At 51.9% G+C, this 16,887-nt stretch carries 14 protein-coding genes; 7 read left to right on the top strand and 7 right to left on the bottom strand.

Features of this window, described 5'->3' with window-relative positions; genetic code table 11:
- Positions 1–89: 89 nt before the first annotated feature.
- On the bottom strand, positions 90–1,001 hold the full coding sequence (locus R70723_RS12205) for a hypothetical protein (RefSeq protein ID WP_039872323.1): 912 nt from the start codon (positions 999–1,001) through the stop codon (positions 90–92).
- Between the two features lie 233 nt (positions 1,002–1,234).
- On the opposite strand from R70723_RS12205, the gene R70723_RS12200 reads away from it, so the two are divergent.
- The gene (locus R70723_RS12200; protein WP_039872322.1) at positions 1,235–2,068 is read left to right on the top strand and encodes a methyl-accepting chemotaxis protein; all 834 of its coding nucleotides are present in this window, start codon (positions 1,235–1,237) and stop codon (positions 2,066–2,068) included.
- Between the two features lie 173 nt (positions 2,069–2,241).
- Complete coding sequence (locus R70723_RS12195; protein ID WP_039872321.1) at positions 2,242–2,475, top strand: ferredoxin; 234 nt, start codon at positions 2,242–2,244, stop codon at positions 2,473–2,475.
- A 103-nt stretch (positions 2,476–2,578) separates the two neighbouring features.
- On the opposite strand, the gene R70723_RS12190 is transcribed toward R70723_RS12195, so the two are convergent.
- Genes R70723_RS12190 through R70723_RS12180 form a run of 3 tightly spaced genes read right to left on the bottom strand, consistent with a single transcriptional unit; the run spans position 2,579 to position 5,551 of the window.
- Complete coding sequence (locus R70723_RS12190; protein WP_052421286.1) at positions 2,579–2,812, bottom strand: hypothetical protein; 234 nt, start codon at positions 2,810–2,812, stop codon at positions 2,579–2,581.
- Positions 2,813–2,819: 7 nt separating this feature from the next.
- Positions 2,820–4,043, bottom strand: a complete 1,224-nt coding sequence (locus tag R70723_RS12185) for a Ger(x)C family spore germination protein (RefSeq protein WP_144026965.1) — start codon at positions 4,041–4,043, stop codon at positions 2,820–2,822.
- The gene (locus tag R70723_RS12180; protein WP_039872314.1) at positions 4,040–5,551 is read right to left on the bottom strand and encodes a spore germination protein; all 1,512 of its coding nucleotides are present in this window, start codon (positions 5,549–5,551) and stop codon (positions 4,040–4,042) included. Before R70723_RS12180 ends, R70723_RS12185 begins: the two co-directional genes overlap by 4 nt.
- Positions 5,552–5,715: 164 nt before the next feature.
- Between R70723_RS12180 and R70723_RS12175 the strand changes: the two genes are divergently transcribed.
- Both R70723_RS12175 and R70723_RS12170 read left to right on the top strand, forming a co-directional pair.
- Positions 5,716–6,819: a GerAB/ArcD/ProY family transporter gene (locus tag R70723_RS12175; protein ID WP_039872312.1), complete on the top strand. Its 1,104-nt coding sequence runs from the start codon at positions 5,716–5,718 to the stop codon at positions 6,817–6,819.
- Between the two features lie 36 nt (positions 6,820–6,855).
- Entirely contained in the window at positions 6,856–7,635 is a 780-nt protein-coding gene (locus R70723_RS12170) for a helix-turn-helix transcriptional regulator (protein WP_047171107.1), read from the top strand.
- On the opposite strand, the gene R70723_RS12165 is transcribed toward R70723_RS12170, so the two are convergent.
- Complete coding sequence (locus R70723_RS12165) at positions 7,601–10,456, bottom strand: glycosyl hydrolase 115 family protein (protein WP_047171397.1); 2,856 nt, start codon at positions 10,454–10,456, stop codon at positions 7,601–7,603. The genes R70723_RS12170 and R70723_RS12165 overlap by 35 nt on opposite strands.
- A 264-nt stretch (positions 10,457–10,720) precedes the next feature.
- Here R70723_RS12165 and R70723_RS12160 point away from each other — a divergent pair, with 264 nt between their 5' ends.
- Positions 10,721–12,460, top strand: coding sequence for an SGNH/GDSL hydrolase family protein (locus R70723_RS12160; protein WP_039872310.1), 1,740 nt, complete (start codon positions 10,721–10,723; stop codon positions 12,458–12,460).
- A 474-nt stretch (positions 12,461–12,934) separates the two neighbouring features.
- On the opposite strand, the gene R70723_RS12150 is transcribed toward R70723_RS12160, so the two are convergent.
- Complete coding sequence (locus tag R70723_RS12150; protein WP_039878642.1) at positions 12,935–13,522, bottom strand: TetR/AcrR family transcriptional regulator; 588 nt, start codon at positions 13,520–13,522, stop codon at positions 12,935–12,937.
- Positions 13,523–13,639: 117 nt separating this feature from the next.
- Here R70723_RS12150 and R70723_RS12145 point away from each other — a divergent pair, with 117 nt between their 5' ends.
- The gene (locus tag R70723_RS12145; RefSeq protein WP_039872306.1) at positions 13,640–14,191 is read left to right on the top strand and encodes a hypothetical protein; all 552 of its coding nucleotides are present in this window, start codon (positions 13,640–13,642) and stop codon (positions 14,189–14,191) included.
- 249 nt (positions 14,192–14,440) lie between these two features.
- On the opposite strand, the gene R70723_RS12140 is transcribed toward R70723_RS12145, so the two are convergent.
- Positions 14,441–15,679, bottom strand: a complete 1,239-nt coding sequence (locus R70723_RS12140; RefSeq protein ID WP_039872304.1) for an RICIN domain-containing protein — start codon at positions 15,677–15,679, stop codon at positions 14,441–14,443.
- 303 nt (positions 15,680–15,982) lie between these two features.
- Here R70723_RS12140 and R70723_RS12135 point away from each other — a divergent pair, with 303 nt between their 5' ends.
- Positions 15,983–16,834 carry a sugar phosphate isomerase/epimerase family protein gene (locus R70723_RS12135; RefSeq protein WP_039872303.1) on the top strand — a complete coding sequence of 284 codons (852 nt, stop codon included), beginning with the start codon at positions 15,983–15,985 and terminating at the stop codon, positions 16,832–16,834.
- The last annotated feature ends 53 nt before the right edge of the window (positions 16,835–16,887 follow it).

Raw genomic sequence — 16,887 nt, 5'->3', positions numbered from 1 at the left:
CACCTCTTAATTTTGGTTAGAGATTAGGTTGCTACGATAATGTAGAATCTCCCGTATGCGGTATTCTATACCTCACGGCAAAGCTTAGCTTACTGTGCAGCCGATCCTCCTGCAATATGCTCAATAAACGGAATAGCCTTGTCCTTGGCTTCATCCACACCAAGCACCCCGATAATCATATTCTCGTCCTCAGCCTTGTTAACCGGCAAGGCGGCCACAAAGGCAGAATCCGTAATATCCACGCCATAGAGCTCTTCTTGCCCGCTCTCCGGATTGGTGCCCCACTTCAGGCGCGGGTCATCTTTATCCAGGCTGCCGCTCTCAACAATGGCGCTCAGATCCTGAAACCCGTCCTGCCCGCCGATCCACTCCAGCGTAGCCTCATCCAGAATAATAATATCGGGATGGTTCGCCGCCAGCTCCACTACCGCTTTTTGCATATAGTTCATATCGAAGGAGTCTGCGTCCTGGCCGGTTCTTGGCAGGTAGATCATATTGCTCTCCACCCGCTTCCACTCCGGATACTGCGCAATAATAGCGGCATCCAGATCAGCCGTCTGGCCGTCAGGGTCCTGCACGCCGAAATTGCCCAGGAACATAATCTTCGCATCGAGCGGCGGCAGGGAGGCCAGATATTTGCGGTGCTGCCAGTTGTTATAGATGGCATTGCCCGCAACAGCAAGCACAATGACCGCGATTACCGATACAATGACATGCGTCCGGTACAGGCGGAAGAACCGTTCCCACTTGCTGGCCGCTCCGGAGAACTTACCGTATTTAGCCAGACGCTCCTGCTCCGCCTCCTCAATCTCCTGCTTGTCCAGAGTATCGAGAATGAACTTAAACGCCTGGAAATCCTCCTCCGGTGCAGAGCGTTCCTCATCCGATGCTTTGGATTTCCGCCGTTTAATCAGCAGGTCGAAGCGTTTATTAATCTCTTCCCTGGATACGTTTTCAGATAAGCCTAACTTGTCATAGGCCTGCTTCAGCTTCTCATTCACATTCATTTCTCCTTTGGTATGTATGATGCCAACTTCACTTACCTCTTACCGGTTTGTTCTGGAATAAGGTGTTCTTTAGCGTCCTGATCCTATTTTACCAGACATCGGCTCCATTTCTCCAGTCAGCCACAATTATATGAAGCTTCATGACTATATTATATAACAGTGAACAAGCCGATATAGATTTAATATAAAGATATTAACTATACTTTTGGAAGAAGGAGAACCTGTTCATGAAAACATCCGAGATCCTCATTGCTGCTATGCCCTACATCACACAAGCTATCCGGGAGGACGTTTCTATCTCCTTGTATGACCGCGAAAAATTTCTGTTTTTTCAAAAGAGTGAGGCGCTTCAGCTGGATTTCCGGCCTGGTGATCCACTCAACGATGAAAACCGGGATTTCAAGGATTTAAAGACCACTGAAGGCAAATCGTATGCCCATTTCCCGGAGGAGCTGTTCGGTGTTCCGTTCGATGCCGTCTTCATACCGGTTAAGGACGCACAGAATGAAGTTGAAGCAGTGCTAAGCCTAACTTACAGCATGGGGAATCAGAACCAGCTGCGCAAGCTGATGGCTGAGACCGAAGAAATCACCAGCAGACTGGTAGACAGCGTCCAGCATGTGGCAGCCCATTCCGAGGAGCTTAGCTCCACGACCGAGGAAATCCTGACCAATACAAGGCACACCGTAGAGAATTCCAGGCAGGTAACCGAGGTCGCCAGCTTTATCCGGGAAATATCGGAGCAGAGCAATCTGCTGGGCTTGAATGCAGCCATCGAAGCTGCCAGAGTCGGGCAGGCGGGCGCGGGTTTCGGCGTGGTTGCTACGGAAATCCGCAAAATGTCTGTACATACGAAAGAAGCAACCTCCAGGATCGAACTGTCCTTGAAGGCTGTTCAACAATCCATCGGGCTTATGGAAAAGGAGCTTACTGAAATTGCCTCCTCCTCGCTGGAGCAGGCCAATCTGGTCAATGATTTCATGGATACCATCGGGCAGCTGAATGAAACTAACCAGAATCTTAAAAAGTTCATTAAGCAGATCATCGATATTGAAGCTTAACTGATAAGTAGAACAGGCGGGGATGCATCCTCACATACCTGTCAAAGGGAGGAAGCATCCCCGGCTTTTAAATTATCTCTTCCCTCCGGGAATATAAAGCGCTTTATCACATATATATCCCACTAGGCAAAACATTTGGCTTGTCTTAACAAGCCATGAGGAGGCTTGAGAAAATGTTCACATTCGCCAGTGTTAACCAGGAGGAATGCATCGCCTGCGGAGCCTGTAATTCTGCAGCTCCCGATATTTTTGATCTGGATGATGACGGCATTGCGGCAGTCATATTTGCAGGTGACAACAACCGCGGCATTACGGCAATTGCCGAGGATCTGCAGGAGGAGCTTCAGGATGCTATAGACAGCTGCCCGACGCAATGTATCCGGCATGCTGATGCTCCTTTTGCCTGAAGAATACGCAGAACAGCCTGTTCATTATACACGCAGCAGGGCAGCTCTCCCCACTCCGGGAACAGCTGCCCTGCTTAACCATGCGGTTCATTTGACTGCCCGCTCACTGAAACCATGACCCGACGATGGTATTGAACGGCTTGTAAATCATGATGATGAGCAGAAGCGGGCTTGGAATATTCACACGCAGCAGTGCGCAGACCGCTGAAGAAATGCCGGCAGCCCAGAACAGCATATAAACAATCCGGTCACGGCGAATGCCGCGGCCTTTAAGCAGCTTCCGGTCGTAGGCCATGCAAATGACGGCAATAGCCAGGCATAACACGACAAGCAGCATATCAGGTTCACTCCTTAATCTGATCTAGAAAGGAATTATCTATGGCTCCTACCCGGTTAATGATAACTTTAGCCTTGTAATGAATAGGCAGGCTTTTCAGGTAATCACCGCCGCTCTGCTTCAGCAGCCTCGCCCAGGCTTTGGGGTTTTTCTCATAAATGGATTGTCCGAAGCCAAAAATATCAACGTTATAGCGGTCATTAATCTGTTTAACAGACTGCTTCATCCTTCTGATAATCCGCTCCTCTGCCTTTCTTTCCAGATCCAGAATATCCTGCTCCGCATCCAGACGGTCTTTGCCCGTCACTTCCTCGACATTACAGACGGCTTCAATATCGAGATAAATATGCGGTTCTCCTTCAATAAACCTGACCCTTCTTTTTGTTCTGGACTTCAACGCTTCAATCACGATTAAACCATCGTCATCCCCTTCAACATGACCCGTATTCTTTATCACATTATCCGTAATATAGTTATACCCGGCTACCTCATCGTCATCCAGCCAGCCGAGCATCTTATCCTTGCTGAATACCGCAACACTCTCATAACGCAGCTTGGTTTTTGGATTGGTGCGCTCCGTATTGTTTTTTTTACCGCCAGCATCGGGTTCACCTTTAACCACTACACCGGTCAATACCGGTGCTTTGCCCTCATAGAGCAGATCTTCAATGAACCTGTCCAGTGACACTGCGACCGTCCTGGCTGATACCTTGTAGGCCTTGTCCAATGCATTGAACAGTTTATTTGCCGGAAGCTTATCCAGAGCCGTGAGCACATTTAACGCTTCCTCCGCCGTCCCTTCCTTTGCCACCATGACGTAGAAATCCATCCGCGGCTCGCGGCTGCGCTTCAGCACATCCAGCATCGGGCCAAGTCCCTCGCGGGCAAGCGGTTCACCAATGACCAGTACCCGAATGTGTCCCATATAGGCAGAACGTGAGACGGTCATATTGAATAGACGCAGCGATTCATAAATGGTAGGTGCAGGAAAGGTATAGGAAGCTACGGGCACGCCGCTGCCCAACCCGCCGCCATTCTGGGAGGATACCGCTGAGGGGATCACGACCTGCATGGTCACCTTGAAGCCGGTCTCCGCCTTATCTATTCCCAGAGCAAGAACAAACGCCAGCTCGTTCAGCTCCTTCCTCTCCCAACAGCCGCTAAGCAGCATCGGCAGCAGCATTACCGGCAGCAAGGAGCATATTGCTCTGCGAAGACGTCTCATCATCATTTATTCTCCCTGCGGCGTGCTGTCCCTTGGCGGTAATAATTTTTGGTAAGATTCTCTTTCGGCCGGGTCCTGAGGTAAGGCCATGGAAAGCGGAAGATGGTATCCTTCATATCCTCTGCCCTGTACGGGCCGAGTGGGCTCATATATGGAATACCAAAGGAGCGCAGGCTCGCTAAATGCAGCACAATAACGAATACTCCGCACAGAATACCATATAAGCCGATAAATCCGGCCAGACCGATCAGGGCAAACCGGATGATCCGGGCAGCGATTGACATTCCGGCCTCGGGTATAACGAAGCTTGAAATCGCAGTTATAGATACGATAATGACCATTGCTGCAGAGATAAAGCCCGCAGCAACTGCCGCCTGGCCGATTACCAGCGTTCCGACAATCGAAATCGCCTGACCGATATTTTTGGGGATTCTTACTCCGGCCTCACGCAGGATTTCATAAGTCAGCTCCATCAGCAGCGCTTCTATAAAAGCCGGAAAGGGAACCGTCTCCCGCTGGGCGGCAAGGCTGATTACCAGATTGGTCGGAATCATCTCCTGATGATAGGTCGTTATCGCCACGTAAAAGGCCGGAGCCAGCAGTGTAAGAAAGAAAGCCAGAAACCGGATAAACCGCAGCAGAGTGGAAATATCAGCCCGCTGGTAATAGTCCTCAGCCGATTGAAAAAAAGCGACGAATATCGTCGGAGCAAGCAGCACAAACGGTGTTCCGTCAATCAGAATAGCCACTTTACCCTCAAGGATGCCTGCGGCAATCGTATCCGGCCGGTCACTGTTATATATGGTCGGAAAAGGCGTCTTAGCGGTATCCTGGATAAACTCCTCGATATAACCGCTCTCCAGTATGCTGTCGGTATCAATCCGGTTCAGACGGCGCTTTACCTCCTGTACAAGCTCGTCATTGGCAACATTGCTTAAGTACATAAGAGATACGCTGGTCTGGGTCACCCTGCCGATCTGAATGGTCTCCAGCCAGAGATGACTGTCCTTAATTTTGCGGCGGAGCAGTGCCGTATTCGTCCGCAGGTTCTCGGTGAAGCCTTCCATTGGACCGCGTACCACGGATTGCGAGCTCGGCTCACTTACCGCCCTGTCCTCCCAGCCCGGCAGACCGATCCTTAGCGCATTAGCGGTGCCGTCTACTACAAGCATGACGCTGCCGGACATCAGATCATGGACAAATTGGCCTGTTTTATTAATTACCGTCAGATCGCCTGCCATCAGAATACGATGTCTCAGCAGCTCAACAGCAGCATCCGGGCCAAGCCCCGCCAGCATATCCGGCGCCCTGCTTCCCTGCAGGGAGTACAGAATGGAATTGTGCAGCAGCCCGGTATCCACCAGCCCGTCTATATAAAATATGGATATGCGCGTGGTATCTCCAAGCAGCAGCTCTTTACTTACCAGATCCGTGCTGGAGCCAAGCAGCTTCTTGAGCTGTTCGTAAGTATCATCCAGGCGGCCCGATAAGGCCTCCTCATGTGTCTCTCTCATCGTGCTGCCTCCCTTTCCACCCTTCTGTCCCATAGTTTGATTCAGATTTTGATAATTATTCCTTGGCTGAGAATCTCCTGTACTAACATAAAATGGGCTAAATAAGCCATACTATGCCAATACCGACAAGGATATCCGCCCGCAGCGGAGGCAGGGGAGACAATATGACGCTTGAAAAAGACAGGCTTAGCTCAGCACAGATGGTTATACTTGGTCTGTTTGCTTTTATCGGGGATATGGCACTGGTCTACCCTGCAGTAATGGCTTCTTCTGCCCATCAGGATGCCTGGATTACCGGGCTGATCAGTGTACCGCTGGGGATCGGGACTATCTTTCTGTTAGTGACCTTAGGTAATATCGACCCTACTAAAACCATTATCGAGCTCAGCCGGCAGATTCTGGGCAAATGGCTTGGCGGAGCCGTGGGACTTTATTATCTGTTTTTTTATCTGCTGGCCGGTTCTACCTATATCCGTGAAATTGAGGATTTCCTCTGCACACAGATCTACGAGGGGACCCCCGGCGGCGTGATCAGGGCTATGGGAATATTTATACTGGTATACGGCCTGCGACTGGGATTGGAGACGCTGGGGAGGGCATCACAGATTTTTTTCCCCCTGTTTGCCCTCTTCCTGGTCTGCCTCATCGTCCTGCTGCTTCCTCAGGTGCGGGTTGATCGCCTGTTACCTATGCTTAATACACCGGTTCCCGATATGATTCATTCGGTAATGTACGGTGTCTTTTACCCGTTCGGGGAGATGTGTGTATTCTTGATGATCTATCCTTATGTCCGCAAATCGGACAAAATTAACCGTGATATCTTCCTCTCCATCTGTCTGGGCGCGGTGGTCCTGAACATTATCCTGATTCTCTCACTCACCGTGCTGGGCGTATATTTCTCGGAGCATGACTTCTACGCCGCCTATCTTCTGGCCCGGAAAATCAACATCGCCAACTTCCTGCAGCGGATTGAAGCCCTTATGGCTACCGCCTGGATTATCAGCACCTATTTCAAAACCGTACTGTTTTTTTATGCCTTTGTACTGGGTACTGCCCAGTTCTTTAAGCTGAAAAGCTACCGGCCGCTTATCTTCCCCACAGCCTTTCTGCTCTACGGTCTATCCCAGCTGATCGCCAAAAATATTATCTTCTATGTAAGTGAAATTCCAGCCTACTGGGTAGACTGGAATTTCACTTATGCCTTCGTCCTTCCGGTAATCATGCTTAGCGTCAATACGGTGCGGAAACGCTTGTCCCGGGGCTCATGAGCAGCTATGATTGAACCGGGGGAGGCTCAGTCAAGCATGGATATCAATCAATATGAGCAGCTGGTGCCGGATGTATTTCTGTTTGTTGACCGTAAATGCTTTGAAGGCTGGGGAATCGGCCGGAGCGTCATCGATTTCCATGATCTGACCTTTATTGTTGACGGCAGAGCCAGCTATTACATTAACGGGATCAAATATACGGTAGAAGCCGGAGATATGCTGTATGCCCCGGCAGGCAGCATCCGCGAGGCTCACACCTTCAGGGAGGCCCCGATGCATTCCTTCGCCTTCAATTTCTTCTGGCTGGGCGGGAGCAATGAAGTGGAGCTTCCCTTTCAGACAGTGACCCGCCATTGGCGGACTAAAGAAATTATGGAGGACATCCGCGAATTCTCACATCTATGGATGAGCAAGCAGCCGCTCTACCGGATGAAGGCCAGAGCCGTCTTCCAGCAGATCATCTACCGTCTGCTCATTATCGCCCATCATCAGCAGGCACCGTTTGTTGATCCCAGAATACATAAAGCAACAGCCTATATCATGGATCATTATGCAGATGAAATCACGATCGGCGAGCTTGCTCTACCTGCCGGGCTGAATCCCGAATACATGGGCAAGCTGTTCAAGCAGAACACCGGAGTAGCTCTCAAAGAATACATTAACCGGGTTCGGGTTAATAACGCCGAGATGCTGCTGTCAGCCGGCGGCTTCAATGTATCCGAAGTCGCCGCCCATTGCGGCTACCGGGACGCAGCCTATTTCAGCAACGTATTCAAGCAGATCAAGGGCTATCCTCCGTCAGCGCTGCTGAAGTGAGATAGCTTTCCTCCGGCCCAAAATAGGAATAAGGCAGCGGCTCTGCGGACAGCACCAGCTTCTGCAGCACCAGCCCGGCATCCAGTCCATAGAAACGCAGTATATGGACACCTTTAGATAAGGTGTGGGTGGTGACGGTAGTATGAATATTATTCATTACTGCCCGGCACCAGGGCTCATTCCCATGGTTACCTCCTTCATAGCCGGGAGGTAGAGCGTCGGCAACAACAGGCGCTAATCCGTCAAAGCCTGCTGCATACCTCAAGCCGCTGACTGGCGAAAGGTGATTGGTAGGCGCAATATAAGCAGTCAGGATATATTCGCCGTCCCGCTTGACCAGCAGCCTGTACTCCAGATAGGGCGCTTGTGCCGGTTCACTGAAGGATACAGTGTCCGGGTACATTTTGACCGAGGATAGGGTCCTGCCGTAATTGCTGATTGTTGTCCACTCTACCCCGTCCGCCGCACAGCGGTTAACAGTATGCTCAGCCTCTATAGCTACAACGTTATGTGCTTCAATAAAAGTCGCCGGCGGCAGCTCACCCGGGCTGCTCCAGTCTACCTCTGCACAGACAATCACCGTTCCGCCGGCTCCGCTGATAACGATATTGCCGCTGCACGCTCCCTGCACCTTATCCCAGTCAACCGATACTGTGATAGTCTCTCCTGTCTCAGTCCAGCCGCTGCTACTCTCCAGCCTGATCCAGTCCGTACTGCCGGTAGCTTCATAGGCAAAGCCCGTGTCCCCGCCGCTGCTGACCGTAACTGAATAGCTCTCTTTATGCAGATTTGTAAAAGCCGGCAGCGCCGCCGTTCCTGAAGTATACCCTTGCTCCGTGCCCTGCACATCGACGATCATAAGCTGGCCTTTTACCGGAATAACGGAAGCCGCCTGCGGATAACTCCACCCTGCCGCGTCCCAGTTCACATAGCCTACATGTGCCGAGCTCATCATCCCCCGCCATTTTCCGCCGGAAAGCTCATTGTTATACGCGTGCTCCAGCTGTTTATCCCGTTCAACCGCCGCTGCTGTAAGCCCGGCATACGTATTGGCGAGTACGCTGCCGCGTGCTGCATACAGCTTGCTTAGCCCTGCGTATACTTGCATCTGCAGAACATTGGCCGAAGCAGCAGCCGGAAAATAAACGAGCTGGAAGTAAGCAGCCTGGAGCTCTTCCGGAATCCGGCTTCTGTAATGCTCAGCGTTCTCAACAAGCTTGCCTGCCTGCTTCAGCACCTGCTGCGCCTCATTGTAATGCACGGGACTGAAGGTCTCCGGCCTTATAATTTCAGGCTTGCGCCGCCCGTTCATTCTCGTATAATCCGCCAGCACACCGGCAATTCCGCTTACGGCGGCTTCGTCGGCTGCATGGCCGAATTGCTGCCGCACCCACTGTTCTGTGTATTCTGCAGTTTTGTTAGGCGCAGCGGTTCCCCAGGCCCCGAAATCATAAGCTAAATCCAAAAAATATGAAATGGGCAGCTCCATCGGCTTCAAGTCCCCGACATTAACAATCCACACATCCCGGATGCCGTAATCATAAGCCATACTCATCTGCTCCCAGACCTTCTCCAGCGGCGTCGTATTGACCCATTCATACGAATGCGGGCCTCCATGGTAGTCCAGATGATAATACATCCCCCAGCCCGCGCTGCGCTGCTGCTCCAGGCCGAACGGGATTTTGCGGAGATTGCCGAAATTATCGTCTGACAGCAAAATCGTCACATCATCAAGCACATCCCAGTCCTTCAGTCCCGCCGCTTCAGCTGTGCCGTACCAATATTTCTCCACCTCTTTGTAGACGGCCAGAACCTGCGGTGCCTGCTCAAGCCCATAACGCTTAAGCAGTTCTTTTTGCGTGAGAATAATGTCCTTAAGCAGTCCAATATTGTAATGGTCGCTGCCTTCCAGCTCTGAATCGCTTTCTCCGCGCATGCCCAGTGTAATCAGGTTCGGATACTCTCTGTTGCGCTTAATTCCGTCCTCCCAGAAGGCGGTGATCGCCTCCCGGTTCCTGGCAAAATCCCACAGATTGCTTGTCCCGTAATCCCTGTACACCCTCTGCCATTCACTGCCTGCACGGAACAGGGGCTCGTGATGCGAGGTGCCCATAATGATACCGTATTCCCTGGCAAGCTCGGCATTGGCAAGCGGATGATGTCTGCCGTTAACGCTGAATTCTGCGCTCCACATCGCCGGCCAGAGATAATTACCCTTCAGCCTGAGAATCAGCTCAAAGACCTTTTCATAGAATGCTTCGTTGAAATCCCCGAATGCACCGGTTACCCAGGAGCCGAGTGAAGGCCAGTCATCATTCAGAAAAATCCCCCGGTACTTTACGGACGGCTCTTTGGAGATTACCTCCAGCTTTGCGTCAGGCAGGTCAAGCAGGGCTCTTCGCTCTGGTACTACATCGGCAAAATAAACCCACGGACTCACTCCCATCAGCTCAGATACCGCGTATACGCCGTAGATTGTTCCTCTTTTATCGCTGCCCGCAATGACCAGCGCCTGTTCAATACCGTCACAGGGATGTTCAATCCGCTGAATTTTGTAGCATTCCCGTTTGCCGTGAATAGCCGACACATCCAGTTTGCCTGCGGCAGCCCATTCATCGATCAGCCTGCTGCTTCCGGCGGTTCCTATAATGATAGCAGTACTCCCCAGCTGCCCTGATTCAGTGACTATTTCCGGTCTTGTACCTGTAACCAGCTCTATATCCGCGGCAAAAGAATCTGCGACCCGCCGCAAGCCTTTATAATCGACGGCCGCCGGATCCAGATAAAGCTTTGCTGCCGCTCCCTGTTCTGCCAATATCATTGTATTCCCGTCCTTCCGTATCGTCTGTTTACGCTGCTCAGGCACATTATATAAGTTAAGCGGTTTCAACAGCCATGTGTAAACCAGATACTTCTTGTAATAAACCGATATGATTTTAGGTAAAAGGACTTTAAATACGCGGAACTGCATTTTAGGCATAACGGATTTCTGGTAAAGTGTAGGCATTGTATGGCACTTCCGCTGCATATTCCAATGCAAATCCGTAAGCGCCTTCAAAATTACAGCCGTGAGGATGATCGATATATGTCAGATCCAATAAGCTCAACAGACAGCTGCACCGCCGGCAGCGGGCCCAGAGCCCCTAAAGATCCTGCTGAGCGCAGAAACGGATTTTTTATGCTGTTCGAAACCCATATTGAAGCAACCGCCCGGCCTTCAGGCAAGCCGTCCCAGGAGGTCTACCTGGAGGGCAGCTACCTGATCGACAAGGCCAGATATATCGGCGGAGTTGAGGATACGCATATGCTGGAGCTGCTGCGGACTTGTGAGGGCTTTCGTACATTAGTCCATAGCATCGGAGTGTCGGTAAAAGCGGAGCATAACCAGGGAGACATTACATTTCTGCTGCAAAACTGGGGGAAAACGGACAAATATACCTCCGGCACAGCGCTGCGGCTTCCCTGTCCGGCAGACGGGACCGAGCTTATTCTGCAGCTGGAGCAGATTGAATGGTCGGCGGACGATGATGTTCCCGGTAAATTTGCCTTTGAGTTTGATCAGGCGGGCGGGCTTGCGGTGGCGAGCATTATTTTTTATCTGAATGACGGGTATTGTGCCCCTGAGCTGTCACCGGAAACGCCGGTTGCCTTTGGTTCAGAGCCGTACCGCGATATGATCTCACATTCCCTGCTCCATCCGGGTAACAATGTGCGGCTGAAGGCTGCCATAGACAAGGCTTCCCGGGGTGAAGACGTCACCATTGCCTATATCGGGGGCTCCATTACCCAGGGTGCGGGAGCGAAGCCGATTCATACGGAATGTTATGCCTATCAGTCTTATCTGGGCTTTAAAGCGCTGTATGGCAGGGACGGCGGCGGGAAGGTTCATTTTATAAAAGCAGGGGTTGGCGGTACGCCGTCAGAATTGGGGATTATACGTTATGAAAGAGATGTGCTCAGGGAGGGTGCTGCCGAGCCGGATATTGTAATTGTGGAGTTTGCCGTCAACGACGAGGGGGATGAAACCAAGGGCAACTGCTACGAGAGCCTGTGCCTGAATATCCTGTCCGCTGACAACCAGCCTGCGGTCGTGCTGCTGTTCAGCGTATTTATCAATGACTGGAATCTTCAGGAGCGGCTCTCCCCTGTCGGGCTACGCTATAATCTCCCTATGGTTAGTGTAAAAGATGCCGTGACCGGCCAGTTTAAGCTGACCAAGGCTGAGGGGAATGTCATCTCTAAAAGACAGTTTTTCTACGACATCTATCATCCTGCTAACGACGGGCACCGGGTGATGGCGGATTGCCTGATTCATCTGTTTCAGCAGGCCGCCGCAGCTCCGGCAGATCCTGCAGATATTGATTTGCAACAGCCTCCGGTGATTGGGAATGATTTCAGGAATATCCGGCTGCTGGACCGTTCGGGCTCATTAAGTCATGTGCGGATTGAGCCGGGCAGCTTCACGGAAACCGATACGGATCTGCAGATGGTAGAGCTGGACGACAATCCGTCAGGGACCCCGGAGTTCCCGTATAACTGGATGCGTCTGGCGGAGGCTGGGGGCGAGCCTTTTAGATTAACGATTACCAGCAGAATCCTCATCCTGGTATTCAAGGATTCCGGCAGTGCCAGCTTCGGCAGCGCTGATGTCCGTGTGGACGGCAGGCCCGTGCTGACCGCTGATCCGCATGTGAACAACTGGACCCACTGCAACGCAGTCCTTTTGTACCATCAGCAGACGAGCAGCGAGCATACGGTAGAAATCACCATGGCTGACGGCGACCAGGACAAGTGCTTTACGATCCTGGGGTTTGGATATTGCTGACGGCACCGGGAGTGCGGATAAAAGGGGGATATTGAGGGACTTGGTGGACTTGGTGGACTTGGTGGATAAGGAACTTGGTGGGTAAGGAACTTGGTGGGTAAGGAACTTGGTGGGTAAGGAACTTGGTGGGTAAGGAGAGTGGTGGGTAGGGAGCCAGATAGGTGCGTGCTATACACGTAGTTATGGAGTGGGCGTTTGTGTTAAGTAACTGATGTGTGCATCCCTATCCGTCCGTCCCGTTGCCAGCACATTCAAAGGGATTTTCCCCTTTGATTCCGCCACCTCCGACCGTTTCCAGCCCCACCAAAGGGATTTTTCCCTTTGATTCCACTCCCTCGACCGTTGCCAGCCCCACCAAAGGGATTTTTCCCTTTGATTCCGCTCCCTGGACCGTTTCCAGCCCGACCAAAGGGATTTCTCCCTTTGGCTACCGTCCTCTCGGCGCGCGGCATCGGCTACTTACTGGCCCTCCCCCTATTCCCTGCAGATTGAATCCATGTGGCTGTGGAGCACCCGGAGGATCCGCTCCCTGTCGAGACGCCGGGGCTCCAGCAGCGCATGCAGAGCTACCCCGTCAAGCAGCGCGTACAGCCGCTCCGCTTCGATGCTCATATCCAGCTCCTCCCTCAGCAGCCCGCTCTCCTCCAGATGGCCCAGCAGATTGACAATGCCCGGATAGATTCCGTCATTTAACCCGCTATAATCCTCCTCTGCATACTTCAGGTGGAACACAAACGCGAACCATACCTCCATCTCGGCCATATTATTATCATTTAAAGGCAGCAGCTCCATCAGCACTCTGGTTACCAGCTCCTTCGGCGGTAAGCCCAGTCCGGCAATGTCTTTGATTCTGGCGTTAGCCCGGTCACTGACCAGCTTCATGGCAAAGCCAAGCAGCTCCTGCTGTGTTGCAAAATAATGACGCAAAGCGCCCAGCGATACTCCGGCCTCCTGGGCAATTTTGCGCACTGTAGCACCCTTCATCCCCTGATTCAGAATGACGCGCCAGGTGGCTTCGGCAATATGTGCTTTCCGTTCTTCGTGATCGACTATTTTTGGCATGTCCGTATTGTAGCATACCGCCGAAGCAGGCTGCAATTTAAATAATACAGTTGTATTATTTAAATCCGGCTGCTATAATCCCTCTTAACCAATACTTTTTCTGATGAGGAGTGCATGATGAACACTGTAGCCTGGGCTATTGTCACTGTTGAAATCCTGTTTTGGGTCGTAATCATTACAGGTCTTACTGTACGCTATATATTCAAACACCCCAAGCTGGGGCTGTTCTTCCTCGCACTGACTCCAGTGCTGGACCTTATCCTGCTGGTCATTGCAGGCGTTGACCTGTCCAAGGGCGCTACCGCCACTACAGCCCATGCCATCGCAGCTGTATATATCTCGGTATCCGTTGTTTTCGGCAAAAGCATGATCCGCTGGGCAGATGAACGCTTCCGGTATTATATCACCAGACAGGGAACGCCGCCGCTCAAGCGTACCGGAATGGACCACGCCCTGCATTATTTCAAGAGCTGGCTGTTGCATCTGCTGTCCTTTCTGCTGGGAGCCGGAATTCTCTACGGACTGATAGTCTGGATCGATGAGCCTGCCCGCACCGAAGCATTGCAGGGTGTTCTCAGCATTTGGACAATTGTCGTCGGTATCGATCTGCTAATTGCAGGCTCCTATTTCCTCTGGCCGCGTAAGGAAAAGGCAAAAACATCCGCGTAACAGCAGAAACTGCAGCACTTCTAATACAGCCAGCAGTACTCATACCCCAGCACTCATACCGCAACAGCACGTATCCCCAAACAGCATGTATCCCAAAACAGCATGTATCCCAAAACAGCATGTATCCCAAACAGCACCTATCCCAAGCAGCATCCGACCAGCAGCAAAAAACACACCCTCCGGTGTGTTTTTTCGTAATCAAGCCAATTGCAGCTGTGGTCCCGCGAAACCTTTCGGCTGGCGTGAGTATCAATTCACCTTAGTCAGTGCCCATTTCTGCGCATCGGTTCCGTTGTCGGTCCACTGCTGCACCGCCGCACCATCAGCTGTCGAGGAGCCGGATACATCCACAGCCAGGCTGCTCACCTTGGATATAAGCTTATAGTAGCCGCCGCCGGCATCAACGATCCGCCATCTCTGCGCATCCGTCCCGTTATCGTTCCACTGCTGCAGCTGAACGCCCGTAGCTGTGGAGGAATTTGGAACATCGAGCACTTTGCCGCTGTGTACTGCGGTAAGCTTATAGTACCCGTCACCCGTGCTGTCTACCCGGAACTGCTGGTTAGCGGCAGTGTAATTGGTCCATTGGTGGATTTTGGCGCCGGCTGCTGTGGATACGTCCACCACATCCATTACCTTTCCGCTTGCCTTGGAGGCAAAGGTGTATACGCCCCCGCTGACAATGCTTGCCGATGAGGCCGCCTGATAGACCCGCACATAATCGACCAGCATCTGTGCCGGGAAGGCGGTCGAAGCATTCGGGCTGCCCGGCCAGTTACCGCCCACCGCAAGGTTCAGCAGCAGAAAGAATGGCTTCTGGAATTCTTCTGTGTTACCGGTGTTATTCTCAATATAAAACTCATTGAACAGGCTGCCGTCCACGTACCATCTGATGTATTTGGCATCCCACTCAACGCTGTACACATGATACTGGGAGAAATCGAGATTGCCTGATACCTTGCCGTACTCGGCGTGGCCGTTGGCATCCCAATGAACGGTGCCGTTAACATAAGCGTTGTTATTCACCCGCTCCATAATGTCGATCTCGCCGCTTTTTGGCCAGCCGACGGTATCCATATTAGAGCCGAGCATCCAAAAAGCCGGCCAGATGCCCTGACCCGAAGGCAGCTTCATCCGGGCTTCGATTTTACCGTAGGTGAAGCTCTTTTTCCCCTGTGTCTTGATCCGGGCCGAGGTGTAGCTGCTGCCGTTATACGATTCCTTCTGGGCCGTAATGACCAGATTGCCGCCTGTTACCTGCAGGTTCTGCGAACGGTTTGTATAATACTGCAGCTCGTTGTTCCCCCAGCCGCTGCCGCCGGTTCCATTCTCAGCAGTCCAGTCTGCCGTATTCAGTGAGGTTCCGTTGAACTCATCGCTCCACACCAGATTCCAGCTGGTTGCGGCATCCGCCGCTTTTCCTGCCGGAAATAACGTAATCAGAAGTGCCAAAGTCATAATCAGCGCTGCCCATTTCCTTCTACGCATCGTATTCCTCCTAAAGTTTTCGGATAGCTGCTTATTTCAATACACGCCGCGCGTAACGTGCCTTTGAAATCGTTGCAACAGCAGGTTCCGCATTAACGAAACCGCTTTATTTCCGCCCCTTTGCATTCTATATCCTTTCCGGCGACAATATGACAGGAATCCGGGCAAGGCTGTCCACCCGGCTTGTTGACAATGCCCGGGCAGGAGCATAGATTTAAGAAGATTAGCGAAGCGCCAGCTGACACAAATCATGAAAGCGATTAATCCGCACCAAATAATCCATACATACAAGGAGAAGCAGCGATGAAATTATCTGTATTCTATGAGCATATCCGTGAAGCAGCCGGACAGAGCGGCCGGAGCCTGGAGGAAATCTGCACACTAGTTAAGAGCTTTGGCATTGACGCGCTGGAGATGGACGCAGACCAGTTTAAGGCTGAGGAAGACGCTATCCTGACGCTGCTTACGAAGACTGGGCTGACGGTAAGCTGCATGTACGGCTTTTTTGACTTTGGGCACATCACCAGCAGTGCAGTAAGAGAGGAGCAGATCACCTCCTTTCTATCTATGGCCGGACGGGCAGGAGCCTCGCGTGTGCTGGTTATTCCGGGCTTTCTGGAGGAGCATGAGCAGGACCCGGCTTCATTGGAGCATCAGCAATGTGTACAGTTAATGAAAGAGGCCGTAGCCGCCATGTGCGCAGCAGCCAAGCCTTTGGGTATAAGGGTAGGGATGGAAGATTTCGATGATTCCAGGGCACCGTTTGCCACAACAGCGCAGCTGCTGTCTTTTGTAGAGGAAATACCGGAGCTGTCCTGCTTCTTTGATACCGGGAATTTTTTGTACAGCGGAGAAGCTGCCCTCGAAGCCTACAAACGCTGCAGACCCCATATCGGCTATGTCCACTGTAAGGACCGTACGTTTGAGGTTCACCCTAAGGAGGAGCCTAAGCTGACGGCGGACGGCCGTCCAATGTATGCGGCCCCTGCCGGGAGCGGCTGCATTCCGATGAAAGAGCTTGTTACGGATCTGCTGCAAAGCGGCTATGATGACACCTTCGTCATTGAGCATTTCGGCGCTCAGGATCAGCTGGCTTTCATGAAGCAATCGGCAGAGTGGCTGCTGGGACTGAGAAAAGAAGTGCTCGGGGGATAGCCGCCGGCCAAAACTTTATCCAAACCTTAGATTTGGTTTAGAATAGATAAAGA

The sequence above is a fragment of the Paenibacillus sp. FSL R7-0273 genome (assembly GCF_000758625.1).
Lineage (GTDB): Bacteria > Bacillota > Bacilli > Paenibacillales > Paenibacillaceae > Paenibacillus_AQ.
Note: the sequence above shows the minus strand (reverse complement) of the source record. Positions and strands in the feature narration are given on the sequence as shown.

Coding starts and splice junctions, on each gene's coding strand:
- R70723_RS12175 (WP_039872312.1), top strand. CDS start 5,716: ATGACGCTTGAAAAAGACAGGCTTAGCTCAGCACAGATGGTTATACTT.
- R70723_RS12150 (WP_039878642.1), bottom strand. CDS start 13,522: ATGCCAAAAATAGTCGATCACGAAGAACGGAAAGCACATATTGCCGAA.
- R70723_RS12200 (WP_039872322.1), top strand. CDS start 1,235: ATGAAAACATCCGAGATCCTCATTGCTGCTATGCCCTACATCACACAA.
- R70723_RS12165 (WP_047171397.1), bottom strand. CDS start 10,456: ATGATATTGGCAGAACAGGGAGCGGCAGCAAAGCTTTATCTGGATCCG.
- R70723_RS12195 (WP_039872321.1), top strand. CDS start 2,242: ATGTTCACATTCGCCAGTGTTAACCAGGAGGAATGCATCGCCTGCGGA.
- R70723_RS12180 (WP_039872314.1), bottom strand. CDS start 5,551: ATGAGAGAGACACATGAGGAGGCCTTATCGGGCCGCCTGGATGATACT.
- R70723_RS12145 (WP_039872306.1), top strand. CDS start 13,640: ATGAACACTGTAGCCTGGGCTATTGTCACTGTTGAAATCCTGTTTTGG.
- R70723_RS12135 (WP_039872303.1), top strand. CDS start 15,983: ATGAAATTATCTGTATTCTATGAGCATATCCGTGAAGCAGCCGGACAG.
- R70723_RS12190 (WP_052421286.1), bottom strand. CDS start 2,812: ATGCTGCTTGTCGTGTTATGCCTGGCTATTGCCGTCATTTGCATGGCC.
- R70723_RS12160 (WP_039872310.1), top strand. CDS start 10,721: ATGTCAGATCCAATAAGCTCAACAGACAGCTGCACCGCCGGCAGCGGG.
- R70723_RS12185 (WP_144026965.1), bottom strand. CDS start 4,043: ATGATGATGAGACGTCTTCGCAGAGCAATATGCTCCTTGCTGCCGGTA.
- R70723_RS12170 (WP_047171107.1), top strand. CDS start 6,856: ATGGATATCAATCAATATGAGCAGCTGGTGCCGGATGTATTTCTGTTT.
- R70723_RS12140 (WP_039872304.1), bottom strand. CDS start 15,679: ATGCGTAGAAGGAAATGGGCAGCGCTGATTATGACTTTGGCACTTCTG.